Raw genomic sequence first — 25,823 nt, forward strand, 5'->3', positions numbered from 1 at the left:
ACCTCGTTTTTATTTATGAATGTTCGAAAATAAAGTCAGGCAGCAAAAATTGGACTAAATCCCATTTTTCGGAGCAGTTTACGGTACATGCTAGAACTACGATCTGCTGGGAAATGTGCTTCCATAGATAGGTCTAGTGGTAGATATTCAGGTTTTTGTGTTTCAACAATGAGGCGATCTTCTTCAAAAATTTCTAAATTGAATTTATAAGCCTCTTCGACAGGTAAGTCTTTATCATAGTTACGACAGATCGGTGCAAATAAACGCGTTTGACGCGCAGACACAGGACTAGCAGCATTCATAATCACTTGCTTGCTATCATTCGGAAAGTGGATCGTCAGTGTTGCAGTAAAGGGGAGGCTGATTTCAAAATGCCTTAACCACTGAAAGCCTTCTTGTCCACGCTGATCCATACCAATCGGGTAACGACCAACACTACTGATATAATCGGCATCAAAACCGTAGGTTGTCTCTGTCGTCGTGTAATCTGGTACTTCAACATTATCTGGGTCTCCAAAAGTATCAGGATGTACCCAAGCAAAATGAGCCACATCAATAAAACCTTCAAGCTGTCTTCCTGCAAAACAATTGAGTTCTACAGAGGGGCACACCAATTGTTGAAAGTCAGAATGATCCCAATAAGGCATTTGTGGAATGGTGGGTAACGCATCTTTATTTGCCGTGAGATTGCACCAGATCAACCCATATTTCTCGATAGCAGCATATGTCTTTAAATGAAAGCGTTCAGATATTTTGTGTTCTGGGTGGGCGGGAATCCGATTACATTTTCCATTTTCACCAAAACGTAAACCGTGATAGCGACAGACGACACCAAGACCATCATTACGGCCTAAACTCAAGGGAACACCACGGTGTGGACAGGCATCTTTGGCAACTATAAGCTGATCAGACATTTTGTAAATCACCAATGGCATATCCAGTAATGTAGCGGCTGTGGGTTGTTCGCTAATTTCACGTGCTAAAGCAATTGGATACCAATGTTGGGCAAGTAAATGCCAATCATGCTCTGAAAATGTCATGTGAATGGGTAAATCAGGATTGAAGGTCGCGATGGCTTTAGTATTCATGATCTCTTCGTTCTATTCGTTTAGATTGAATATAGATCAATACACTGTTCGAATAAATTTCAATAAACTGAATGATGTGTTGATACTTTTAGAACACGACTTAGATTTAGATGAATCCATTTGGATGATCATAGTTCACTCTAAGCTATTATGATGTCTAAGTTTAAGAGCAAGGGCTATGGTAAGGTGTCGATGTTTAATCAGTCTGTCACATGATTGAATCGGCAAAATGCTTGAAATTTTACTCAGCATAGCTTTTTTACAATCAAAGATAATTTTGTTCTAAAAAATTAAATATAAGTTGCATTAAATGAATTAAATATTACAATTTTAATGATACCTGTTTAGGTTGTAAGGATATTTTTAGTTCTTTTAGTTGTTGATATTTAATAATATTTAATTAAATTTGATGCAATACATCAATTATCATCAAAGCGTCACAAAGTTGTAACTTATTTGTCATATTATCTAATCAAAATGCAGTTAACCAAAGTACAACACTTGAATTTAAAAGAGTTGTAAATCAAATTGTATAAATGAGAGAAAACAATATGCGCTTAAATCCACGTAATCTCGCAATTGCATTAGCTGTAACTGGGGCAACTGTAGCAACGACTGCAAACGCAGCTCGTGATACGATCCAAATTGCTGGTTCTTCAACTGTCTTGCCTTTTGCAAGTATTGTAGCGGAAGAGTTTGGTAACACTTTCCCACAATTTAAAACACCTGTAGTTGGTTCTGGTGGTTCTTCAGGTGGTTTGAAACAGTTCTGTCAAGGTGTAGGTGATAACACGATTGATATCGCGAACTCTTCACGCCCAATGCGTAGTAGCGAAGTACCTACATGTGCAAAAGCAGGTGTAAATAAGATTCAAGAAATCAAAATTGGTTATGACGGTATTGTTTTCGCGTCAAACATTAATAAAGCAGCATATAAATTAAAACCTTACCATGTATTTACAGCGATTGCTGCTGAATTACCATCAAATGGTAAGATGGTTCCAAACCCATATACACATTGGAACCAAATTGATAAATCACTTCCAAATGAGCCAATTACTTTAGTTATTCCTGGTTCAAACCACGGTACGCGTGAAGTTTTCCAAGAGAAAATGGTAGATGCAGGCTGTGAAGCTTATGAATACATCAAAAACTTAGATAAAGATGCTCAAAAGAAAGCATGTACGACATTCCGTCAAGGTGGTCGAGTTATTGAAATTGCGGGTGACTATACAGAAACACTTGCACGTTTAAGAACAACTCCAAGTGCTGTAGGTGTGTTTGGTTTGAGCTTCTATGATCAAAACCGTGACAAGCTTCGTGTGGCAACTGTAAACAATGTTGTGCCATCAGAAGCAACGATTTTAAGTGGTAAATACCCAGTATCTCGTCCTTTATACTTCTATGTAAAAGGCGAACACTTAAACTCAATTAAAGGTTTACCGCAATACGTTGAGTTCTTCTTGAATAAAAGAACTTCAGGTAAAGGTTCTAAGTTAGAGCGTGCTGGTTTAATCCCACTATCTGATTCAGAGCGCGCAAAAATCCTTGCTGATTTTAAAGCAGGTAAAGTGTTTAAATAATATCGAGTAAATCGGGCTGGTGATATTCATATCATCAGCCTTTTTTATCAGGCTAAGTTTTTTCAGATGAAAACAATCGAGAAAACAGTGGAGATCGCATGAATCTGCTAATTATCGGTGTGTTGTTGGCTCTAGTGGCAATCGCATATCAAATTGGGTTACGTAAAAGTCGTAATCTGGCAGGTAAGGGGAATAACTCGGCTTTATTGCATTCGCGTCCGGGCTATTATGGTGCTATGGTTGCGTTATGGTGTGGTATTCCAGCCTTTTTAATTCTGTTAATTTGGAACATGGTTGAACCAACTATATTAAAACAAATTGTATTTAATCATATTCCTGCCGCAGTGAATGCGAACCTAGATGAAAGTAGTCGTTCAGTTTTATTTAGTCGTGTACAAGCGATTGCTTCAGGTTTTGGGGTAACTGATCAAGCTGCAGCTTATGAGCTTGCCGCAGCTAAAGAGTTGGCTAAATTTCAGAGTGTTGGTACTTTTGCTAAAGTTGCAGTGGTGATTAGTGCTGCATTGGCGGGTCTAGCTTGGGCAAAGAAAACAATCAGTCAACAATACCGAGCGCGTAATCAAGTTGAACGTGCGATTAATGTCGGTCTAATCTTATGTTCCAGTGTGGCGATTTTAACCACGATTGGAATCGTATTGTCGATGTTCAGTGAAGCTTTACGCTTCTTTAATTTTGTTAGTCCATTCGATTTCTTTTTTGGTACTGTGTGGCAGCCTGGATTCAGTCAGGTTGGTGAGGCAACTGGCAGTTACGGTTTACTCCCATTGCTTTGGGGCACGTTAATGGTCAGTGGGGTCGCTCTTTTGGTTGCGGTGCCTGTTGGATTAATGATTGCGATTTATTTGGCTGAATATGCTCCACCGCGATTACGTGCATGGGCGAAACCAACGATTGAGGTTTTGGCAGGTATCCCAACGATTGTGTATGGTGTATTTGCGTTAATGATCATCGGTCCATTCTTTAAAATGTTTGGGGATGCGATTGGGTTAAACATCAATGCAACGAGTGCTCTGACTGCTGGCTTTGTTATGGGGATTATGATTATCCCATTTGTGTCTTCTTTATCGGATGACATCATTACACAAGTGCCGAGATCATTGCGTGATGGTTCTTTGGGCTTAGGTGCGACTAAATCAGAAACGATTCGTCGAGTGGTAATGCCCGCTGCGCTACCAGGGATTGTTGGTGCATTCTTACTGGCTGCTTCGCGTGCGATTGGTGAAACCATGATCGTGGTGTTAGCTGCAGGTAATAGCCCAGTTTTACATGCGAATCCATTCGAAGCTGTTGCTACGGTTACGATGACGATTGTGACGCAGTTAACCGGGGATTCTGACTTTGCAAGCCCGCAAGCACTTGTGGCATTTGCACTTGGTTTGACCTTATTTGTAATTACATTGGGTCTCAACATTATTGCACTGTACATTGTACGTAAATATCGTGAGCAATACGAATGACTTCATCCAATACATCTCCTGTGGATCAGAGTCCTGCATTTGATCCGCAAGCAGCGCAAGAATTACGTGCAGAGCGTAGAGCAAGAATTCAAAAGTCACTTGCAAAACGTCATCGTAAAGAAAAGACATTTCGTTTCTTAGGGTTTTCAGCAGTGATGCTTGGTTTAGCATTTGTTGCATTGCTCTTTGTAAGTATTTTATCGAAAGGTCTACCTGCATTCTGGCAAAACACAATCACTATTCCTGTATATTTTGACCCTGCAATTATTGATGCGGGAGCGCCACCAAAGCGTCAAGCAGGGGAAACACCTGCTCGTTTCCAAGAAAGATATGTTGAGTGGCAAACGCAAATGGGAATGGCAGACTGGGATGCTTTAATCACGAATGCGATTGTTAAAAAAGATCCTGCGGTTGCGCCACAGCGTGATGAGTTGATTGGGATTTATACTAGTTCAGAATCTTATCGATTACGTGATATGGTATTTGCTAATCCATCATTGATTGGTAAAACTCAAGATATTAAGATCTTAGCAGATGCCAATATTGATGTCTGGTTGGCAGGTAATATTGATCGCTCTCTCCCAGATGAACAGCAACAATTAAGTCCTGAATTACGTCAGCTAGCTGATCAGTTAAAAGCAGATGGCGTGATCAAAAATACTTTTAATACTGACTTTTTTGTAAATCCTGATTCGCGTAGTTCTCCTGCAACCAGTGGTTTAGCGGGTGCATTCATGGGCTCGTTGTTTATGATGCTCATCGTGATCTTGATTTCGATTCCAATTGGTGTTGCAAGTGCGGTTTACTTAGAAGAGTTTGCACCAAAGAATGTGATGACTGATATTATTGAAGTCAACATCAACAACTTGGCAGCAGTACCTTCGATTGTATTCGGTTTATTAGGTGCAGCAATCTTTATTGGCTGGATGCATTTACCAATCTCAGCACCATTAGTGGGTGGTTTGGTATTAAGTTTAATGACACTTCCAACAGTGATTATTACAACACGCGCATCACTAAAAGCCGTTCCTCCTTCGATTCGTCAAGCTGCTCTAGGTTTAGGCGCATCAAGAGTTCAAACCGTTTTCCATCATGTTTTACCGTTGGCTTTGCCAGGTATTTTGACGGGAGCAATTATTGGTGTTGCACAGGCACTAGGTGAGACAGCACCACTCTTGTTAATTGGTATGAGTGCTTTCGTTGCGAGTGTGCCAGCTTCGCCATTGGATCAATCTACAGCATTACCTGTACAAATTTTCTTATGGCAGGGCAATGAGCTACGTAACTTCTTCGAAGGACGTACCGCAGCGGCGATTATTGTGCTGCTTGCCCTGATGATTGGTTTAAACAGTCTTGCAATTTGGTTACGTAAGAAATTTGAAGTACGTTGGTAATCGGAGATAACATGATGAATACTATTGATACCACGAACTCCTTAGAAAAGGATAAATCAGTGAATCCACAGCAAACTCAATTTACATCGTCGGAAACACCAGCTCAGCAGGAAACAGCGTTTGTTGCACAGTTTGAAACTTCTGCCAAAGCAAAAAATCCGTCGCATGGTGATGTGAAGATCAGTACTCAAGATGTGCATGTGTACTATGGTGAGACTGAAGCGATTAAAGGCATCGATTTAGATATTTACCAAAATGAAGTCATTGCATTTATTGGTCCATCAGGGTGTGGTAAATCAACCTTTCTTCGTACCTTGAACCGTATGAATGACACGATTGACATTTGTCGTGTCACAGGCAAGGTGACTTTGGATAGCCAAGATATCTATGATCCAAACTTAGATGTTGTATTATTGCGTGCACAAGTGGGTATGGTATTCCAAAAACCAAACCCATTCCCAAAGTCAATTTTTGACAATGTTGCTTATGGTCCAAAATTACATGGATTGGCTCGTAATAAATATGATCTAGAAGAGATCGTCGAAAATAGCTTACGTAAAGCGGGTCTATGGGATGAGGTTAAAGATCGTTTGAATCAACCTGGTACAGGTTTATCTGGCGGTCAACAACAGCGTTTATGTATTGCACGTACGATTGCGGTCAGCCCAGAAGTCATTTTGATGGATGAACCATGTTCAGCACTTGATCCAATTGCGACTGCAAAGATTGAAGAGTTAATTTCTGAACTTTCTGAGCAATATACCATTGCAATCGTAACTCACTCGATGCAGCAAGCAGCACGTGTTTCTGATCGTACAGCGTATTTTCACTTGGGTGATTTGATCGAAGTAAACTCAACTGAAAAAGTGTTTACCCAGCCTGATCATCAACTTACAGAAGCCTATATTACGGGGCGTTTCGGTTAATATCGAACTGTATTTATAAAAGAGCCTGCGGGCTCTTTTTTATTGATTCAGAGATTCTATTGTTTAAATATAACCTGTTTTGGTTGAGATAGAATCATGTTGATGTCGTAGATCAATATGAAATTTTAGTCAGTACACTTGAAGAAAGTTTCTCCGAATTCAGCGTGTATATAGATGAAAATGAATCTATTTTGCAAATTCGCTATTGAATTTTTATTGAACAGACCGCATCTTAGTGCAATAAAGCCGAACTAAAGAGCACATATTTTATGTTATTCCATTTACCTAAATTTCCTGCTGAAATTCGTATTAGCCATTTAAACGCGCGTGTAAATGAACAAAGAAAAAAGATTGCGCAGACTACAGCTTCTCGTTTGGAATTATTGCAACTTGTTCAACAACTTGCAAAAGAAGCAAAAGTACGTAAAAAGAATGATAAGAAAATATATGTCTTAGATTTTAAAGGGGATATGCAGGCTTCCGCAGTCGATACGATTCGTGAAGAAATTACTCTGATTCTAGCGACGGCAAAAGCAGGACATGATCGTGTTGTAGTGCGTTTAGAGAGTCCTGGCGGTATGGTTCACGGTTATGGTCTTGCTGCTGCACAATTGGTTCGTTTACGTGATGCGGGCTTTCATGTGACGATTTGTGTGGATAAAGTAGCTGCTAGCGGTGGCTACATGATGGCATGTATCGCAAGTGAAATTATTTCAGCGCCATTTGCAGTCGTTGGATCAATTGGTGTGGTGGCACAAGTACCTAATTTCAATCGCTTACTCAAACAACATCATGTAGATTTTGATCTATACACGGCTGGTCAATATAAACGTACAGTCACCATGTTTGGTGAAAATACGCCTGAAGGCAAAGCTAAATTTGAAGAAGAATTACAACAGACACATGTTCTCTTCAAACACTTCATCGAAAAATATCGTCCTCAATTAGATGTTGAAAAAGTTGCAACAGGTGAGCATTGGTATGGCGAAGATGCACGTCAGTTAAACTTAGTGGATAAGCTTCAGACCTCAGATGAATATTTACTTGGTTTGTTGTCGCAACATGATGTCTATGTCATCAATACGCGCAAGCGTCCAACGTTTGGTGAAAAGCTTGGATTACAAGCAGCACAAATGGCTGAAAATCTTATTCCAACTGTCATGGGCAAGTTGGCCGATAGTTTAGCTAAAGCAAATAGCAGTTTGGTACAAATGCGTGATCCGAAATTCTAATTGGATGGATTGTATTGGAAACCAGTCTTAAATAAGGCTGGTTTTTTTATAAAGAAATATAATTATTTTCAAAAATAAAACTTTAAAGATTTTAACAAATGGTCAGCTAAATAAAAGCGACAAAACTTGCTTTGAGATGATTGTTCTTATAGTGATCATTTGATACTTTAATTGCTAGATTAATAACTTAATTATTCATTAATCGATAAGTCTTAAAAATTATAATGGATCAGTGAGCATAATAATGACGAACGTTGTCGTTTCTTCAAAGAAAAATTTAATGACTTTACAAGATGCGCAAATGAAAGAAGTGATTTTAAATCAGCCTTCTATTGTACAAATTGGTATAACTCAAGCAGATGTAAAGTCAATTACAAAGCAAGGTAATGATCTTGTCATTACATTGAAGAATGGAGAAAAGATTGTAATCAGTGACTTTTACAATGAGAATGGTACCAGTGAACATAGTTTAGCACTTGTAAAAGCTGACGGAACGTATGAGGTTGCACAGTTTGATCAGTCTGGTGAGTTTATCCGTTATGTGCCTGCGACCCAGTTGTCTCAATTTGCGTACACTCAGTCACCAACGCAAACGCCAATGAACCAAGATGGATCAGATGATTTTGGTGTTACAAAGTCACAACTGATGAAAGCTGGGTTGGTTGCGCTTGCTGCAGAAGGAATTTACCTATGGGCAGTAAAGGATGATGATGACAATAAAAAGAGTGATAACTCACCTAAAGACACTACACCACCAGCGACGCCTACAGCGGCTTTAGCAAGCGATGCATTAACGATCTCAGGTAAAACCGAGGCAAAAGCTAAGATATTAATTCGTGATGCGACGGGTAAGGTGATTGCAAGTGGGCAGGCCGATGATCAAGGAAACTATACGATAAAACTTGATCAGGCGTTGACTGATGGTAATAAAGTGAGTGTTGTTGCTGTAGATCGTGCGGGAAATATTTCACAGGGTACCTCTGTGACAGGTACGAAAGATACGATTGCACCTGATGCACCAACTGCTCAGCTAAATGCAGACGGTACGATCGTAACCGGTAAAACGGAAGCAAATGCCAAAGTATCCATTTTTGATTCTGATGGCAAACTCTTAGGGACAGTTAAAGCAAATAAAGAAGGCTTGTACTCAATACAGGTTACTCCACCACTGACTGATGAAAAAGGCGGAACTGTGATCGCCGAAGATGCTGCTGGTAATAAGTCTGAAGCATCTAAGGTGGTTGCAGGTAAAGATACGGTTGCACCAGAAAAACCTTTAGTCGAAGTGAACAAAGAAGGTTCAATTATTCAAGGGAAGGCTGAGGCCAATGCAAAAGTATTAATTAAAGATGCCGATGGGAATATAATAGGGAGTGGTACAGTTGATGCTCAAGGTAAATTTGAAGTAAATATTTCCCCAGCTTTAACTGATGGGAAAAAAGGCACGATTATTATTGAAGATGCAGCAGGTAATCAGTCTAAACCTGTCGAAATTAATGCAGGTAAAGATACAATTGCACCTGATCAGGCAACTGTGCAAATTAATGCGGCTGGAGACACCATAACAGGTACGGCTGAAGCCAATGCGAAAATTGAAATTAGAAGTGCTGACGGAAAAGTGATTGGTTCTGGTACAGTCGGCGCTGATGGCAAATTTACGGTGAGTATTTCACCAGCTTTAACAGATAAAAACAGTGGGAAGGTTTATGTAATTGATGCGGCTGGTAACCGTTCAGTTGAAGCAAATGTTATTGGGAATAAAGATACTATAGCGCCAACCAAACCTATTTTAGAAAAAGTCGTGGATGATGTTGGGGCGGTAAAAGGCCCGATTAGTACAGGGGGAAGTACGGATGATGCAAGACCAACATTATCAGGAAGAGGGGAAGCCAAAGCTGTATTAACCATTTATGACAATGGGCAGCCGATTGGGACCGTTACTGTTGGTAATGATGGAAAGTGGAGTTTTGAAATTACTCAAGATTTAGCCTTGGGATCTCATAAAATCACCCTAACCCAAACAGATGCGGCGGGAAATACCAGTGAAGTGAGTGATGCATTTAATTTTACAGTAGTTCCTCCTGTAACAACTAACACCTTGGCTCAAACAGAATCATTTGAAACACAGCACGCTGAAATCTCACTTGCGGATTCAGTTGATTTGGAAAAATTACTTGCTAATACTGAGGCAAGTGCACTTTCTTTCAATCAACTTGAAACGATTGCGCTAGATGAGGTCATGATTTCATCGGATCAACATTCTAATCAATTGGATGATGTGCTGGATCAACTCGTTCTAGAGCAAACTCTAGTTCCATCAGATACAAGTGTATCAGATACTGGACTGAGTACCGTGTATACAGATTTTTCACAGACGATTAAATCTGATCCTTTTGCATTATTCGATACGGTTCAGCACCCAGTGATTTAAATCATTGGGTGTATTCGACAAAAAGGTATTTATGTTGATGTTTTTGCATGGGTATTTGATGTTTGATAATAATACCCGATGCCCATAAGTAATGCACCGATGGTTGCCAAAAACATATCTTTATGTGCATCCCACATATCGCCTTGTTGCCCATTATAATTTTCAGCATCTTCGGGGGATAGACCTATGGATAGCCCCCATTCAAGTAGCTCGTAAATCATACTGGATGCCATAACAAATTGGAGAACCAATAAAAATAGGGTGAAGGGTTTTGCTGATGGAATCCAAACTTGAAAACAACGATAAAAAAATGGGTAAAGCAATACACCATAAGCAAAATGAACTAATCGATCATACATGTTACGTGACCATCCCATACTTTGATTTAAATCAAAAGCAAAGAGATCTAGAAGCCACTGATTATATGGAACATAAGAATATAAATAATGTGCTCCAATGATGTGAATAAATAGGAAAGCTAAATATAAACAAAAGCTAAAAAAATCGATGCCGATTTTCTTCATCGTAACGATGAGAGCAATCAGCATGATGATGGTGCCTGCTTGGTGTAATAGATAAGACTCAAATTCTAATGGATTGATACTAGCGATGATGATAAAAAGCAGCACCATTGCAAGGGCAATATAATGTTTTAAACTAAAATTTTTTTCGATCATGCCATATCTCAAATGAGGTCTAACACCGAGTTTGGATCTTATTCAGCATCATCTATGCGGATGGTTTGTTTCGCTGAAGAGATACCGCCAAGTGCCTGACACGCTTGTTTATATAATTGATATTTTTGTTGTACAACTTCATCTAAGGGGATGTCAAAGAGATCTTCACCATTTTTATACTGTTCAATATAAGAACTGGCTTTTTCTTTATTTACCGCAAGAGATTGTTGGTGGAAGCTAGAAATAGATGATGATGCCAGTTGATTGGTTTCAATATTACTGCATTCAAAATGTTGAAAGATTTTTTCTGCGCGTTGTACTTCATTTGATTTCCCAAACAGACAGCCAGTTAAAGTTAGCATAGCAACAAGTAAGAAAAAAAGTTTCATGTTATTTAAGGTGAAATTCTAAAGACGGTATTATGGTATATAACATTTATTTTATAAAATAATAATTTATGTCTAACATAGTAAAATTTATTTTAGGCGTTATGCTATCTCTATCCTTGATCCCAAATATTTTGAATTAATGATGCAAATTTTTATCTGTGGGCTACTGTTGCTTCTATCCAGTTATACCTATGCAGAGGATTATAATTTTTTTGCAGAAATCAAAGATGATTCAGAGGAGCTATTTGATTCTGCTTATCCTCAACAAAGCAAAACTGATTATTCCATTTTGCATAATATGTTTTTTCAGGATGAGCGTTGGCGTATCTACAATTACACCGCTTATCAAACCAATCAATTCAACCATAAGATGTTGACAGGAGAGACACAGAGCCTCTCCTTAGATGATTTTTCCATTTCATTGGGCTATAGCATTGTGTATCAGTTTAACTCGAGCAATCGAATCGGCTATGAGTATCTGTCCAGTTTCCCATTTGATCGTGGGCAATTAATTCGTTTTTTCTGGTTACGCCTATTTTAAATTTTCTTTTGGTATAACGCTGCTCGAACTTGTCCAGCTTTGGTTTCTTTTATTTTTTGCCATGATGCAGGTAATTGGATTTGGGATAATTCGCGGTCTGCTTCAACATAGATATAAGCGTTATCTTTAATCAATCGATCAGCCAACGTTGATAACTCTTGCCATAAATCGAGGCTATAAGGTGGATCGAGAAATACAACATCAAATTGTTCAGTTAATTTGTTTAATGCTTGTTGAGCTGTGCTGATAATGAGGCGACAGTTTTGAGCTTTGAGTAGCTGAAGGTTGTCTTTTAAATAACGTGCTTGTGTGGTATTCGGTTCGATCATGACCACTTGTGCTGCACCACGTGATAGTGCTTCAAAGCCAAGTGCACCTGAACCACTGCACAGATCTAAAACCTGTGCATTTTGGATATCCCACATTAACCAATTAAATAAGGTTTCCCGCACGCGATCTGGGGTAGGGCGTAAACCCTCGATACTGGCAAATGGTAAAACACGTCGTTTCCATTCTCCACCAATAATACGTAGCTGGTTCTTCATTATTCTGAAATTCCATCGGCAGGTTGAGCTGGTTGGTCAGTTGGAGGTGCAGGCGTAGTTGTTGATACATTTCCACTCGGTAACTCACCTGGTTTGATACCTGCGGTCATTAGACCACCGCTGATTTGGTGATTGGCTGGTCTTAGTGGTTCTGTTTTACGTTTAACTAGCCAATAGTCAAAAATTGGGCGTGCAATTTGTGTTGCAGCACCACCACTTCGACCATTTTCCCAAACGACTGCAATGGCAATTTCTGGATTTTCAGCAGGGGCAAAACCTACAAATAGACCATGATCGCGCTGACGTTCAGAGAGTGCAGCTTCGTTATAACGCTTGCCCTGTGCAATACTTTTCACTTGAGCGGTACCTGTTTTACCAGCAATCGAATATTGCAAACCGCTTTTGATTCCTCGGCCAGTCCCTGATTGAATGACATCAACCATTGCTTCACGCATTTTTACCCAGTCATCGAGTGTGCCATTAAATTGAATTTGTCCATCAGGTGCGTTGTGAACATCATGTTTCTTTGTACCTTTGGTTTCACGTAAAACATGAGGGGTTACATGTGCACCTTGATTGGCTGTAATCGCTGTTGCCATTGCCAATTGAAGTGGTGTCGCTGTAAAAGCACCTTGTCCAATACTCACAGAAATGGTTTCACCCTTTAACCATTTGGCATTACGGGTTCTCATTTTCCATTCAGGACTTGGATATAGGCCAGTACTTTCACTAGGTAAATCAATTCCTGTTTTCTCACCAAAACCGAATTGGCGCATCCACTCATTCATTTTTTCAATGCCCATACGATAAGACAAGACATAGAAATAGGTATCACAAGAAACGATTTGAGCTTTGTGCATATTGACCAGTCCATGACCGCTTTTCTTATGGTCACGGAAGCGGTGGCTATCTCCAGGTAGTGAGAAATAACCAGGGTCGGAAATCGCTGTGTTCCAATCCACTAAACCATAATGAATTCCGCCTAAGCCAAACATCGGCTTAATCGTTGAACCCGGAGGGTATACACCTTGCACTGCACGGTTAAATAATGGTTGATCGGGGTTATCCCGTAATGAACCGTAATCGTTGTAACTAATGCCAGTAACGAATAGATTTGGGTTAAAGCTTGGACTAGAGACCAATGCTAAAATTTCACCTGTACGTGGATCCATCGCGACAATTGCGCCACGTCGTCCAGCCAATTGTTCCGATGCAATAGTTTGTAAACCATAATCCAAGGATAAATATAAATCATTGCCACGCGTTGGATCTTTGCGTCCTAGCTTACGAAGCACATTACCGTGTGCATCGGCTTCAACAGATTCATAACCTGGATGTCCATGTAGTAATTCTTCGTAGCTTTTTTCTACACCGATTTTCCCGATTAGGTTTGTTCCTGCATATAAGTCTTTATCAATCGCCCTTAATTCTCGGTCATTAATACGTCCAACATAGCCTATGACGTGTGCAAATAATTCGCCAAATGGATAGTAGCGTGTCATTTGTGTTTCAATTTTTACGCCGGGAAATGCATATTTGACCTCACTAAATTTAGCAATATCGGCTTCATTTAAATTGAGTTTGATCGCAATACGTTCAGTTTTTCGGGCAGTTTTGACACGACTTTTAAAACGATCCACGTCTTCTTGTGTCAGGCTTAATACGGGAATGAGACGTTCCAATGTATCATCAATATCACTGACATCTGTACGGCTAAGCGTGGCAGTAAATACAGGATAGTTATCTGCCAATAAAATGCCATTACGGTCATAAATATAACCACGCGCAGGTGGTAGTGGTTGCAAACGAATCCTGTTCTTATCTGATGCTGTTGTAAAATCATCGTAATGAACAATCTGTAAATATGCATAACGACAGATCAGCAACAATAAAAAAGTTGCGACAACAAACATTGCAAAGAAAATTCGACCCTTATAAATGCGCTTTTCTTGTTGCATGTTTTTTAAAGGAAAGTGCTGTTTCATAGGGGATCGACTTAATTACAAGATTGAGAGAATACAAAGACTGAATATTTTAACGTAAGTTGCATGATCTTACTGTAGAATTTTCAACGAATCATGCAAATGTTTGATTGACCGTTTTTGACTTTGCAGACATTAAAATTGTACGGTCTTGTATATTAGAAGCAAAATAATTCTGTTAAAGTCACAAACGGCTTGAGATAGGACATACCAATACACACTCTTAGGGAAAATGGAGAAAATAATGAGAAAAATTTATCTTTTACTCGCGGTTACGGCAGTTAGTGGTTTGGCACATGCTGAAGGAAACTCATTTCTTCCTGAAGCGAAATTGACAGATGCAAAGGTTTCAACATGGAATGTTGGGGCAGGTTTCACTAAAAAACTATTACACGCCAATTTGGAGTGGGTAAACCCTTATGGAATCGCCTATGCCAAAGCAGGTGCATTCATGAATGATGACAATCCTGCGGGTGGACAACTTGGATTTCGCTATCCGTACCACCTAACAGGTACAGATAAAAATGGTTATTACATCGGAGCGTATGTTGGCCATATTGAAAGTAAGCAAATAGATAATGAAGAAAAAGCGCGCTTAGGCGCGGGTGTCGATCTTGCGTTCGTGTGGTTAAATTCGGAACGTATCAGTACCTTTAGTGTGGGAATTGGAGCAGGTGAGCGTATGAAAAATGCGAATGGTGATCTCATAGAGAAAACAGAACCTACAATTCAATTCTCTTATACCTTAAGTTTTGGCTTATAAGTGTGAACAAATTGTTTAACGCCGATGAGTCATAATGTATCAATAATTCTGAGAGTCATGCATGTTTGATTACGTCAATGAATTGTGGCAGATTTTTTTAGCTCGTCCAGATTTTTGGGCAGTCCTCAGCATTATCCCCGTCACTGCTTTTGTGACATGGGCGCATGTGTGGATGGCTTTAAAAATGGTGTTCTACCCAATTAAATTTTGGGGATTTCACTTAGGGCCATTGCCCGTAGGATGGCAGGGCATCGTGCCACGTAAAGCAGGGCGTATTTCAGGCATTATTACTGACAATACACTATCAAAATTGGGTTCATTGCGTGAATTTTTGGAGGCGATGGATCCTGAAGACATGGCAATGATCATTGGTGAGCAAGTTGGATTTGAACTTGAGCACTTGATTGATGAGGTCATGATTGATCGAAATGCGGTGCTATGGGAAAACCTACCGTATTCGATTAAACGTCGTATCTATGCCCAAGCACATAAACAGTTACCAAATACACTGAAAGAATTGGTGACTGAACTGACCATGAACGTTGAGTCATTGGTCGATATGCGTGAAATGGTCGTGAGCCAAATGGAAGGTGATCGCCGTTTAATGGTGCGTATGTTCCTTAAAGTTGGCCAAAAAGAAATTAACTTTATTTGGCATATCAGTGCATTGATCGGGATGTTCTTTGGTATTTTCCAAATGATTGTTTGGTTCATCGTGCCTTGGCATTGGACAGTTCCATTTTGGGCGGCGATTTGGGGCTTCTTGACCAACTGGATCGCGATCTGGATGGTATTCAATCCGATTGAACCACATCCGATTCGTTATCCTCAGATTTTCCGTTTAACTAAAGACCGTAAATTCCCTTGGATTGTGCCTGTACTTAAGATTGGTACTTACAATGTGCAGGGTGCATTTATGAAACGTCAAGAAGAGGTTTCGGATGTATTTGCCAGTGTCGTAACAGAAGATTTGATTACATTGAAGTCGATTATGACTGAAATGATGTATGGTAGTAAAAAAGATAAAACGCGCCGTATCGTTAAACGTCATATCAATGAAATTATGGAAACACCTTTGGTGCGAACATCATTGCAATTATCTTTAGGGCCAAGAGAGTATGCTAGACTAAAGACCGACTTGATTGATCGTTCGATTGAAATTACCATGGGTCCAGTATGTGATCCAGCCTTGAATGCAAGCCGTGCACAGAAAATCTTTCAAATGTTTAGAGATCGAATTCGTGAACTGACGCCGAAAGAATTCCAGAACTTATTACGCCCTGCATTCCAAGAGGATGAATGGATTTTAATTGTACTGGGTGGTGTAACTGGTTTCTTCGCTGGTTTAATTCACTTATTTGTTGCTTTCTTATAATTAATTTGATGTTGGTTGAGCGATAAATCTGTATGATATTGCTCAATTTAAGATTTATTGTTTTTAGATGAGGATGTTCTTTATGCGCATTATTTTACTCGGACCACCTGGGGCAGGCAAAGGTACCCAAGCTCAGTTGATCTGTAAGCGCTACAATATCCCACAAATTTCAACCGGTGATATGCTCCGTGCTGCAATTCGTGAAGGTACTGAACTTGGCTTAAAAGCGAAAAGCGTTATGGAGTCAGGTGGTTTGGTTTCTGACGAGCTAATTATTGGCTTAGTTAAAGAACGTATTGCTCAGCCTGACTGTGAAAACGGTTGTATTTTTGACGGTTTCCCACGTACCATTCCACAAGCTGAAGCATTAGAAGTGGCTGGTATTAGCATTGATCATGTGATTGAGATTGATGTACCAGACGAAGAGATTGTTCAACGTCTTTCTGGTCGTCGTCAACATCCAGCTTCTGGTCGTGTATATCATATTGTTTACAATCCACCAAAAGTGGAAGGTAAAGATGATGAGACTGGCGAAGACTTGGTACAGCGTCCAGATGATCAAGAGGAAACCATTCGTAAGCGTCTAGGTTCATACCACAGCGAAACTGAGCAATTGGTTGGTTTCTACCAAGGACGTGCTGCTTCAGGCGAAAATGCACCAACTTACAATAAGTTGGATGGTTTACGTGCAATTGAAGACGTTCAAAAAGATTTGTTCGCGATTTTAGACAAGTAATCTAAATTGTTGATGATAAAAGAGCTCTGAATATAGAGCTCTTTTTATTTGGGAGAAAATAATGCTGAAGTTTATCTTGATTATTGTCGTGGTTTTGAGTTTTGCATTATTGCTTTTTTTATTGTATCAAAGCCAAAAAATGCTGCGCCATGTACAACAGCAACAAGCTTTGGAAAATAAAAAAAATGGTAAAGCGCGCCAGCTTCACCCTAAATTACAACAGCAAAAAAAATCTCAAGATTAATTGAGATTTTTAACTGTAATTACTTTGTTTGCCCCAAACTCAAAACGGTCAGGCCAGTGACATACATCTGAAACAATACATTCGCCACATTTGGGTTTGCGTGCGATACAACAATAGCGCCCATGCAAGATTAACCAATGGTGTGCATCGATGATAAATTCTTTCGGAATGACTTTAATCAGTCGATCTTCAACTTCGAGCACATTTTTTCCAATCGCTAGGCCTGTACGATTCCCTACTCTGAAAATGTGTGTGTCCACCGCCATCGTAGGTTGACCAAATGCGGTATTCAAAACAACATTGGCTGTTTTGCGTCCTACACCAGGTAGGGCTTCAAGTTCTTTGCGTGTTTCAGGGACTTGTCCTTGATATTGGTTGACCAGAATCTGACAGGTCTTAATCACATTTTCTGCTTTGGCATTATAGAGACCGATCGTCTTAATATATTCTTTTAAGCCATGAACACCGAGATTTAAAATGGCTTGTGCCGTATTTGCAATTGGATAAAGCTTATCGGTCGCTTTATTGACGCTGACATCTGTGGCTTGTGCAGAAAGCATAACTGCAATCAGCAGTTCAAATGGTGAATTATAGTTGAGCTCAGTTTGAGGATTTGGACGTTGCTCTCGTAGACGTTCAAAGAAAATCTGAATTTGCTTTTTGGTCATATTTTTGACAGGCATTTTAGATTCCTTGCAATTCATTTAAACGTTGTTGGAGAGCAATGAGTTGTGTTTGTTTTTGTTCATCCGCACGTACACTGAGTTGCTTTTCTAATTTCTTGATTTGAGTACGGATCTTGGCAAGTTCAATCGTGGTTTTTGCATCTAGTGATGGCTTTTCTTTTGGTTGTTCAGCGAGTGTAATGACAGGGACATTGTTCACTGTCTGAGAAAATTGGGCAAAAAACTCGACATCAATTTCTGCACGTACAATTGGACCTTTGCGATGAATACGCCTTTTTTCTTCACGTTGGATATGTGCGTAGTAACGATGTCTTAAATCGTCTTGTTCTGTTGTGCGTTGTACTTCAGTTGGCAATGGTTTGGTATCTGGGATCAAATCAATGCAGTCAACCGGACAAGGAGGAATGCATAATTCACAACCTGTACACAAGTCGGTCAAAACACTATGCATTAATTTGCCACTTCCAATAATGGCATCAACAGGGCAAGCACTAATGCATTTGGTGCAGCCAATACATTCATCCTCACGAATGATTGCTTTCATACGTTGTGGACGACCATCGGCCTGAATCTCCCAAACACTTGGTTCAGCAACCAATCGAGGACGTTGCAGGAGTGTTGCTAAAGCATCTGCAACTGGTTGTCCGCCTGGTACACATTTGTTGGCATCTTCACCTTCTGCAATGGCTTTAGCATAAGGCAAACATCCGTCACGATGCCCACACAATCCGCATTGTGTTTGGGGTAGGTGTTGGTCTATTTGAACAATAAGCGAATGTTGCACAGATGATGACATGAACATGGGAACAGCAAAAACAGGATCGATAGTATAGCAATAATCACTGTCTACGACGAGTCACCTTGGAGGAGACGTTGACTTTTGAGCCAGATCTATAACATTAAATACATAGACGAACTTGTATGTTTCTTATAGAATGCTCGAGATTTTAGGCGATATTTTATAACAAATGTTGAACAATATATTCAAAGCGCTTGACCAATTAGGTCTTACCGCACAAAAACGTGCGATACACATACAATTTGCCAATCCGAGCTTAAATCAACAAGTCTTCCTCCAAAAAATTCAAGGTCAGCATGCCATTAATCAGGGCATGACTGCAGAACTGATCTGCCTATCCACTAACGCCCACATCCCATTAAAACAATTCATCGGCTGTCAGGCAGCAATCGACCAAGTCACCGATACAGGTACACTGTTTAGAACCACAGGGATTATCACAGAAGCCGTACAAGGACAATCTGACGGTAGCCTTACGCTGTATAAACTCAAACTCCAAGATGCAACCGCGCTGTGGCATAAACGCCGAAACAGCCGTGTGTTTATGAATAAAAATGTACTCGACATCGTACAAACCCTATTCACAGAATGGCAACGACGCAGCCCACTATTTGCATCAAGTCTTACACTCGACCTTGGTGGGATCAAACAAGACTACGACATCCGTCCTTTTGTGATGCAAGCCAATGAAAGCGACTACGACTTCATTACCCGACTGCTCCGAAGCGAAGGCATTAACTGGCTGATCGATGAAGCACAACTGAACGTTGCCAACAGCAACAGTCCAATCCAAGCCCAAAAACTCCGCTTGATCGATGACAACAGCCAATACCAAGCCTTAAATCGAAGAACGATTCGCTACCACCGTAGCAGTGCCACCGAACAATACGACAGCATGACCAGCCTCATTGCAGAACGTGCGCTACAACCGACTGCAGTCCATATCCAACGCTGGCAAGCCGATGCTCTAGAACAAGAAGATGGGGCAGGTAGCGTTCAAAGCAAACACCAACATAGTCAACAACACGACAACGCCAGCTTAGGACTCGAAGACGCATGGCACTTCACCCCCGCATGGATGCAAGACCTGAATGGTGAAGATGGTGCAACCGCTTCAGGCAACACCCAAATCGAAAAACTGAACCAACACCTCAGTCACTACCACGATGCCCAAGCCAAACAATTTATTGCCAGTACTACCGTACGAGACACCCAAGTGGGCTACTGGTTTAAACTCAACGAACACCCAGAGATCGACCAACACAGCGGATCTGACCAAGAATTTCTAATCACCGCCAAAAGCTACTACAACCAAAACAACCTACCCAAAGACTTAAACCAACAAATCCAAAGCTTGATCGATCAAAGCCAATGGCAAGATCACCAAAACACAAACCCAGAAGAACGCCAAGCCAACCAACTGACGCTACAACGCCGCAACATCAAAACCGTACCCGAATACCATCCACTGCAACACCGTCCAACTGCTCACCCACAACGTGCAAGAGTGGTGGGACCCGAAGACGAAGAAATCCATGTGGATGAATGGGGGCGAATCAAAGTCCGCTTCCTGTTTACCCGCAATGACGACCATAGCCACGATGGTGGCGCAGGCAGCAACAACAACGATACTGACTCAGCTTGGGTGGATGTACTGACCCCATGGGCAGGCGAAGGCTATGGCGCACGCTTCCTACCCCGCATTGGTGAAATCGTCGTCATCGACTTCTTTGACGGCAACATCGACCGTCCATTTGTCACCGGACGACTCCACGAAGCACAACGCAGTCCAACAAAATTTGATGACCAAGGCAAATTACCAGATACCAAAAAACTGGCAGGGATCAAATCCAAAGAAGTCCAAGGCTCAGGCTACAACCAACTACGCTTTGACGACACTACTGGACAGATCAGTGCCCAACTACAAAGCAGCCATGCAGCCAGCCAACTCAATCTCGGCAAACTGAGCCATCCCAAAGCCCAAGCAGAAAGCGAAGACCGAGGCGAAGGCTTTGAACTACGCACAGACCAATGGGGTGCGATTCGAGCAGGTGAAGGCTTACTGATCACCACCTATGCACAAGCGCAAGCCGAAGGCGATCATCTCGAAGCACAAACAGCCAAACAACAACTGGAAGGCAACCAAAACAATGCTAAAGCCTTGAGTGAAGTGGCGAAGAACCAACAAACGGATGAACTCGAAGCTTTAGAACAACTCAAAGCATTTGCAGAAGACATCCAACAGGACATTGCCAAATTCAACAAAGCCTTACTATTACTCAGCTCCCCGAATGGGATTGGACTGAGTACTTCAGAAGACATACACCTTTCCGCGGATGGACAACTGAACCAATTTGCAGGGGATAGTATTAACCTGACCACGCAAAAGAATCTGATCGCCCAAGCCAGCCAAAAGATCAGTTTATTTGCCGCACAAGGTGGAATTAAACAAGTTGCAGGCAAAGGTAAGGTTGAGATACAGGCACAAGGGGATGGCGCTGATTTGATTGCTCGGAATGCTTTGCAAGTGACTTCAACAGAGGGACGCATTGAAATTACGGCGAAAAAGAAAATTGTGATCTTGGCGGGAGGTTCGCAACTTGAAATCAATGGTGGTGGAATTTTCCCAACGACAGGTGGAAAGTTTGAGGCAAAGGCAGGGCAGCATTTGTTTATGGGAGGATCTTCTGTTGAAGTTGCAGAACGTAAGTTTAACAGCTCACCATGTTATTTAACCTATCAGGTAACAGACAGTACAGGTCAACCTTTAAAGAATAAAAATTACGTCATGTATTTAGCTGATGGAACGATTAAGCGCGGTAGAACAAATGCTAAAGGTGAAACAGAGAAAGTTGAAACAGCAGGTCCTCAGAAGGTCAATGTGTTGATTGAAGATGATGATCACAAGGGTTATCAAATCAGTCAATTAAACTAATTTTGAGAGAATAAAATGACAAATAAGGCACAATACAAATTTAAATTAACGCTGGGTTCAACGGGCAATAGACCCGCGGCAAATGTTGGTTATAGCATATTGGCAAATGGTAAGATTTTAGCGAAAGGAAAAACGACGGGGACTGGAGAAACAGATGTATTTGAGCTTACAGGTTCAACGTCTGTAAATATTCAAATATTTAACGCTAAAATGAATCGTGGTAAAGGTGGATATCTGAATCCTTCTTTACATGATAGAAATGCTGCGGCAATTTTATTAAATAATAGGGTCTTGGATCAGATTAGTCAGGTCCAAAATAGACCAATAAGCATGTCTAATGTATTGCAACGGAATACACAGAATACGACTCAAACACCTTTAATGATGCAGCCTCAGCCTACAATACAAACGGTGCAGTTAAGATTAAAATCTTACGTTATTGTAGAATTGAGAGATCATTTAAAAAGAGCATTTAATACGCGCTTAAATTATGATGTATTAGATCAAAGTGGCACAATAATAAAACAAAATAATAGAGAACTCAAAGGTTTACGTACTGAAAGAGCAGGGCTAACACAAATACATTTTGTTGAACATCCAGTACGATTGAGATTTTATGGTGGGGATTTGGGAAGTGTCAAAGTGACCACGGAGGTTGTCTCACCGTTTTTCACCCATCAGGATGTTCTGAAAACACAATATGTGAAGACTGCCCCAGCGATTACTGCACCCAAAATTGACAATACAACGCGACTGGCAGGCAAACAGGATATTCCCGTCATAGTTGACCCTAAAACCAATGAGATTTATGTACTGAGTCCTCAAGATTTCAAAGATTTCTTAGAAATTTCTGGAAGCTTAACTAGTGCAATGAAAAATGTGCATGAACGACGTGAGAACGTAAATACACTCATGGCGTTGGAAGCCAAAACGCCAGAACAAATTCGAGAGGCTGAAAAGAGTCTTGGAATTGCACAGGATGATGCGATTAAGGCATTGAACCAGCGATTAAAGAACCAAGCCGATATTCGAGAGGTGATTGCATTCGAGATGTTTACCACATCGGATGGTAAACAAAAGTTAAATGCGGTTCGGAAATATACCAATGAGAGCCAACATATTAAAAACAAAAACAATCGTTTGAATAAGTTTCAATATCAATTGACCTACCAAGTCCCTTGGAAAAATGCATCCGACACGGCAAAAACGGGACATAAAGATGGAACATTGATGACAATTGATGGTAGTCAATTTAAAGAAAATTTGGTTCAAACCATGAAGGATATCAATGTTGAATTGATAAAAGTTAAAGGTGGGACATCGGTTACTTATGTTCCTGATCCAAATATTTTTGGCATCAATGCGACAGAATTAGTTGAAAGCTATCAAACTAGTGAATCCTCTACGGTGGACGTACAAGCACAATGGTTACGGTTGATTGCAGGTGCTGGTTATGACGGTACGGTAAAGTGGGGGACTAAGGGATTTCAGGCGCAAGGCTCAGCGTATGCCCAAGCAAAAATGGTTTTGCTCGAAGGTAAGAAAAAATGGTTATGGGCATATCCAAGTTTGAAAGGTTGGATTATGGAGGCGGATGGCGTTCCGATGGGAGCAATCCGCTTTATTTGTGGTGCTGAAATCTACGGTTTTTCTGGGGCAGTGTTTGCCGCATCAACTGCTTTTGCTGTGACTGTCAGCAATGATGGTAGTAAACAAATGTTAACCAGTATCGCAAAAGACCCGAACGATTCACTTTCCAAACGATTGAATTCGTCAGGTCGTAGTGTACTAGCAATGAAAAAAGGGAAGATGGACGACACAGTTTCACCTGATAACCAATTTAATGCGGGAATCAATGCCTTTGCTGGGATTCAAGCAAGTATTAGTCCTTTTGGAGGACTTCAGTGGCTTGACCCTGAAAACCCAAGAGACTTTAGTGATCTTGCCAAAATCTCTCCAACACTGGGTTTAAGCGCAGGTATTGGAGGAAGTGCTGATTTCCAATTGTACTATGCGAAAGGTGCATTTCGCTTTAAGGCCAGTATCGCCGCCTGTTATGGGGTAGGTGGTAAAGGGGCTTTGGAGTTTATGGTTGATTTTAAAAATATTTACCAGTTGGTGCGCTTTGTTGCATATCAACTTACCTATGTGACCTTTAAAAAATTGGTGTATATGTTACATGATGATTTTATCCTATTGCATAAAATCAGTATGATGCTGCCTTTTGAGGAAGATGGTGCTTTTATTCGGAGTATGCAGTTAATTGATGATAAATTTGACAAATTTAAATTAAAAATGCAAAAAGCAGAGCAAAGAATAGCCATGTGTCGGAAAATCAATGAAAAGGGACAATGGCTGAAATATTTAAGCCCAGAGAGTCGGGGTTGCTTCCTTTATCATATTACTCGACATGGTTTACTCACTCGTTGGCATGATCGTACCGAAACTGAAGGTTGGAGAATTATTGGAACAGATAAAGAATATGATTTTCCTGAGCACAAAGAGGCAGTATTAAATCTATTTAGAAGTGTTACTGTAGTGAATCACTGGACCAATACCTTGCAACACATGAGTCCAGATGGTGAACGATCAACGAAAAGTATTGCGGAAAATGAAAGTGAATTACTGGATTTTTTAAATTTGGGTCGTCGTATGCAGGGGATCTTACCGCTTGCTGATTTAAAGAAAATTAAAGAAAGGATTAATCAGGATCATAATTTCCCTGAAAATTATAGCTCAGGAAATAAATATATTGATGAATATCTGAAAATGCGCGGGCAACGAATCTTGGCATATCCAAAGGACTATCAGATTGCTAACTTTGGGACGCAGGAATTTAAACAAATACAATTGGCGCAGCATTTAGAAAAACCTGAAATCTTTATAGCACAAGCGCCACAACCAATTGAAGAACTTGATATAACAAGATATACCGAAACTGATACTAAAACATGGATTGCCTAGTGGCTATCCATGTTAAGTAAGGGTGATTTATTTCTGTTCGATAAATGGTTTTGGTGAATTAGATGCGCAACGTACTGAAGTAGCTGTATTCGGATTGATATATTTAAGATCATCTTCATCAAGTTGTGGATTAGGCTCTTCACCACTCCGATAAATTGTAGTGACACCTCCACCGATTTGTAGACTTTGGGCAGCACCAACTTGATGGGTACTACGAACGGATTTTAGTGTACCTGTTGCAGGGCCTTGTGGATTCTTTTCAGGCGAATTTTTATAATAATTTGGATCAAACCAGTCAGACATCCATTCATAGCCATCAGTTGCCATATCATAGAATCCTAATGGTGTCGGGGGGAAACGACCTAAAATGGAGATTTTCATACCAGTGTTTAATGGCTTATTAACTTCACGTCTTTGCTCATCACTCCAAACATTTCGTCCTAGTTCATACTCGCCATTATCGGTTGGATAGATGACATATTCACCGCGATTCCGTGCTGCATATTCCCATTGTGCTTCAGTTGGGAGATTCATCGGAATTCCCACTTGTTTACCTAGCCACTGACAATAATCATGAGCTTGTTGCCAGCTAATTCCCGCAGGTGCATTTGGTACACGTCTTTTTATTGATACTTCCTGCATTCCGACTTTAGGTTGACCTGTTGCTTCAGTATAAAGATCAAAGTCTTCAAAGGTGGTTTTATAGGCATTTAGGCTAAAACTATCGAGAGTGACTTTATGTACTGGCATCGCTGCATAGAGTCCAGTGATCGGTAATTTATCCTTACGGGTGATTGGACCAAAGTCTCCCATCATAAAAGAACCGCCTTCGACAAAGATCATATTCTTTTTAGTTTTTTCGACCAGTTGTTGAATCTTTTGCTGTAGTTCAGGTGAGGGTTGCGAGTTTCTATTATTTTTTTCAGCAGGTTTTGCACATGCAGTTAAAGCAATGCTAGAAAGTAAAATGATGGCAAGGTTTTGTTTAATCATCTTTTTTAAAATCATTAGGTTGCAGATATTGCTTAGATTTTAAGTGAGTTTATCGGGATTGA

The 25,823-nt window shown here is 40.4% G+C and carries 21 protein-coding genes; 13 read left to right on the forward strand and 8 right to left on the reverse strand.

Annotated elements, in window-relative coordinates; all coding sequences use genetic code 11:
- Positions 1-35 precede the first annotated feature (35 nt).
- Complete coding sequence (locus F927_RS04635) at positions 36-1,088, reverse strand: aromatic ring-hydroxylating oxygenase subunit alpha (protein ID WP_005081894.1); 1,053 nt, start codon at positions 1,086-1,088, stop codon at positions 36-38.
- 551 nt (positions 1,089-1,639) lie between these two features.
- Between F927_RS04635 and F927_RS04640 the strand changes: the two genes are divergently transcribed.
- The 6 genes from F927_RS04640 (at position 1,640) to blp2 (ending at position 10,132) form a co-directional block, all read left to right on the forward strand.
- The gene (locus tag F927_RS04640) at positions 1,640-2,671 is read left to right on the forward strand and encodes a PstS family phosphate ABC transporter substrate-binding protein (RefSeq protein ID WP_005081897.1); all 1,032 of its coding nucleotides are present in this window, start codon (positions 1,640-1,642) and stop codon (positions 2,669-2,671) included.
- A 98-nt stretch (positions 2,672-2,769) separates the two neighbouring features.
- Positions 2,770-4,149: a phosphate ABC transporter permease subunit PstC gene (gene pstC, locus F927_RS04645; protein ID WP_005081899.1), complete on the forward strand. Its 1,380-nt coding sequence runs from the start codon at positions 2,770-2,772 to the stop codon at positions 4,147-4,149.
- Positions 4,146-5,543, forward strand: coding sequence for a phosphate ABC transporter permease PstA (gene pstA, locus F927_RS04650; RefSeq protein ID WP_004638386.1), 1,398 nt, complete (start codon positions 4,146-4,148; stop codon positions 5,541-5,543). Before pstC ends, pstA begins: the two co-directional genes overlap by 4 nt.
- A gap of 14 nt (positions 5,544-5,557) precedes the next feature.
- A complete protein-coding gene (pstB, locus tag F927_RS04655; protein ID WP_017394722.1) occupies positions 5,558-6,469 on the forward strand; it encodes a phosphate ABC transporter ATP-binding protein PstB in 912 nt (303 codons plus the stop codon).
- 269 nt (positions 6,470-6,738) lie between these two features.
- Positions 6,739-7,701, forward strand: coding sequence for a protease SohB (gene sohB, locus F927_RS04660; protein ID WP_004638388.1), 963 nt, complete (start codon positions 6,739-6,741; stop codon positions 7,699-7,701).
- Between the two features lie 244 nt (positions 7,702-7,945).
- Positions 7,946-10,132 (forward strand): Ig-like repeat protein Blp2, encoded by a 2,187-nt coding sequence (blp2, locus tag F927_RS04665; protein ID WP_005081903.1) that lies wholly within the window; start codon positions 7,946-7,948, stop codon positions 10,130-10,132.
- A gap of 29 nt (positions 10,133-10,161) precedes the next feature.
- Here blp2 and F927_RS04670 read toward each other — a convergent pair whose 3' ends face one another.
- Together F927_RS04670 and F927_RS04675 are read right to left on the reverse strand one after the other, a co-directional pair.
- Positions 10,162-10,809, reverse strand: a complete 648-nt coding sequence (locus tag F927_RS04670) for a DUF2238 domain-containing protein (protein WP_004638390.1) — start codon at positions 10,807-10,809, stop codon at positions 10,162-10,164.
- A gap of 38 nt (positions 10,810-10,847) precedes the next feature.
- Complete coding sequence (locus F927_RS04675) at positions 10,848-11,198, reverse strand: hypothetical protein (protein ID WP_004638391.1); 351 nt, start codon at positions 11,196-11,198, stop codon at positions 10,848-10,850.
- A 142-nt stretch (positions 11,199-11,340) separates the two neighbouring features.
- Between F927_RS04675 and F927_RS04680 the strand changes: the two genes are divergently transcribed.
- Positions 11,341-11,739 carry a hypothetical protein gene (locus F927_RS04680; protein ID WP_005081908.1) on the forward strand — a complete coding sequence of 133 codons (399 nt, stop codon included), beginning with the start codon at positions 11,341-11,343 and terminating at the stop codon, positions 11,737-11,739.
- Here F927_RS04680 and rsmD read toward each other — a convergent pair.
- Complete coding sequence (rsmD, locus tag F927_RS04685) at positions 11,736-12,284, reverse strand: 16S rRNA (guanine(966)-N(2))-methyltransferase RsmD (RefSeq protein ID WP_005081910.1); 549 nt, start codon at positions 12,282-12,284, stop codon at positions 11,736-11,738. The two genes, F927_RS04680 and rsmD, sit on opposite strands and share 4 nt — an antisense overlap.
- Positions 12,284-14,269 carry a penicillin-binding protein 2 gene (gene mrdA, locus F927_RS04690; RefSeq protein WP_004638394.1) on the reverse strand — a complete coding sequence of 662 codons (1,986 nt, stop codon included), beginning with the start codon at positions 14,267-14,269 and terminating at the stop codon, positions 12,284-12,286. Before mrdA ends, rsmD begins: the two co-directional genes overlap by 1 nt.
- Before the next feature lie 241 nt (positions 14,270-14,510).
- Here mrdA and F927_RS04695 point away from each other — a divergent pair, with 241 nt between their 5' ends.
- From F927_RS04695 to F927_RS04710, 4 genes are all read left to right on the forward strand, one after another.
- Positions 14,511-15,029, forward strand: coding sequence for a hypothetical protein (locus F927_RS04695; RefSeq protein WP_005081912.1), 519 nt, complete (start codon positions 14,511-14,513; stop codon positions 15,027-15,029).
- A gap of 61 nt (positions 15,030-15,090) precedes the next feature.
- Complete coding sequence (locus tag F927_RS04700) at positions 15,091-16,404, forward strand: DUF445 domain-containing protein (protein ID WP_004638396.1); 1,314 nt, start codon at positions 15,091-15,093, stop codon at positions 16,402-16,404.
- Positions 16,405-16,486: 82 nt separating this feature from the next.
- Positions 16,487-17,140 (forward strand): adenylate kinase, encoded by a 654-nt coding sequence (gene adk, locus F927_RS04705; protein ID WP_005081914.1) that lies wholly within the window; start codon positions 16,487-16,489, stop codon positions 17,138-17,140.
- A gap of 61 nt (positions 17,141-17,201) precedes the next feature.
- The gene (locus F927_RS04710; protein WP_005081916.1) at positions 17,202-17,384 is read left to right on the forward strand and encodes a hypothetical protein; all 183 of its coding nucleotides are present in this window, start codon (positions 17,202-17,204) and stop codon (positions 17,382-17,384) included.
- Here the strand turns inward: F927_RS04710 and nth are convergent.
- Both nth and F927_RS04720 read right to left on the reverse strand, forming a co-directional pair.
- Positions 17,381-18,067 (reverse strand): endonuclease III, encoded by a 687-nt coding sequence (nth, locus tag F927_RS04715; protein WP_005081917.1) that lies wholly within the window; start codon positions 18,065-18,067, stop codon positions 17,381-17,383. The genes F927_RS04710 and nth overlap by 4 nt on opposite strands.
- A gap of 1 nt (position 18,068) precedes the next feature.
- Positions 18,069-18,866 carry an RnfABCDGE type electron transport complex subunit B gene (locus F927_RS04720; RefSeq protein ID WP_005081919.1) on the reverse strand — a complete coding sequence of 266 codons (798 nt, stop codon included), beginning with the start codon at positions 18,864-18,866 and terminating at the stop codon, positions 18,069-18,071.
- A gap of 172 nt (positions 18,867-19,038) precedes the next feature.
- On the opposite strand from F927_RS04720, the gene F927_RS04725 reads away from it, so the two are divergent.
- Both F927_RS04725 and F927_RS04730 read left to right on the forward strand, forming a co-directional pair.
- Positions 19,039-21,804 carry a type VI secretion system Vgr family protein gene (locus F927_RS04725; RefSeq protein ID WP_005081921.1) on the forward strand — a complete coding sequence of 922 codons (2,766 nt, stop codon included), beginning with the start codon at positions 19,039-19,041 and terminating at the stop codon, positions 21,802-21,804.
- A 15-nt stretch (positions 21,805-21,819) separates the two neighbouring features.
- Positions 21,820-24,768, forward strand: coding sequence for a DUF4200 domain-containing protein (locus F927_RS04730; RefSeq protein WP_005081923.1), 2,949 nt, complete (start codon positions 21,820-21,822; stop codon positions 24,766-24,768).
- Positions 24,769-24,795: 27 nt separating this feature from the next.
- Here F927_RS04730 and F927_RS04735 read toward each other — a convergent pair whose 3' ends face one another.
- Entirely contained in the window at positions 24,796-25,776 is a 981-nt protein-coding gene (locus F927_RS04735; RefSeq protein WP_005081925.1) for a formylglycine-generating enzyme family protein, read from the reverse strand.
- Between the last annotated feature and the right edge of the window lie 47 nt (positions 25,777-25,823).

It is taken from the genome of Acinetobacter haemolyticus CIP 64.3 = MTCC 9819 (genome assembly GCF_000369065.1).
GTDB classification, from domain to species: domain Bacteria; phylum Pseudomonadota; class Gammaproteobacteria; order Pseudomonadales; family Moraxellaceae; genus Acinetobacter; species Acinetobacter haemolyticus.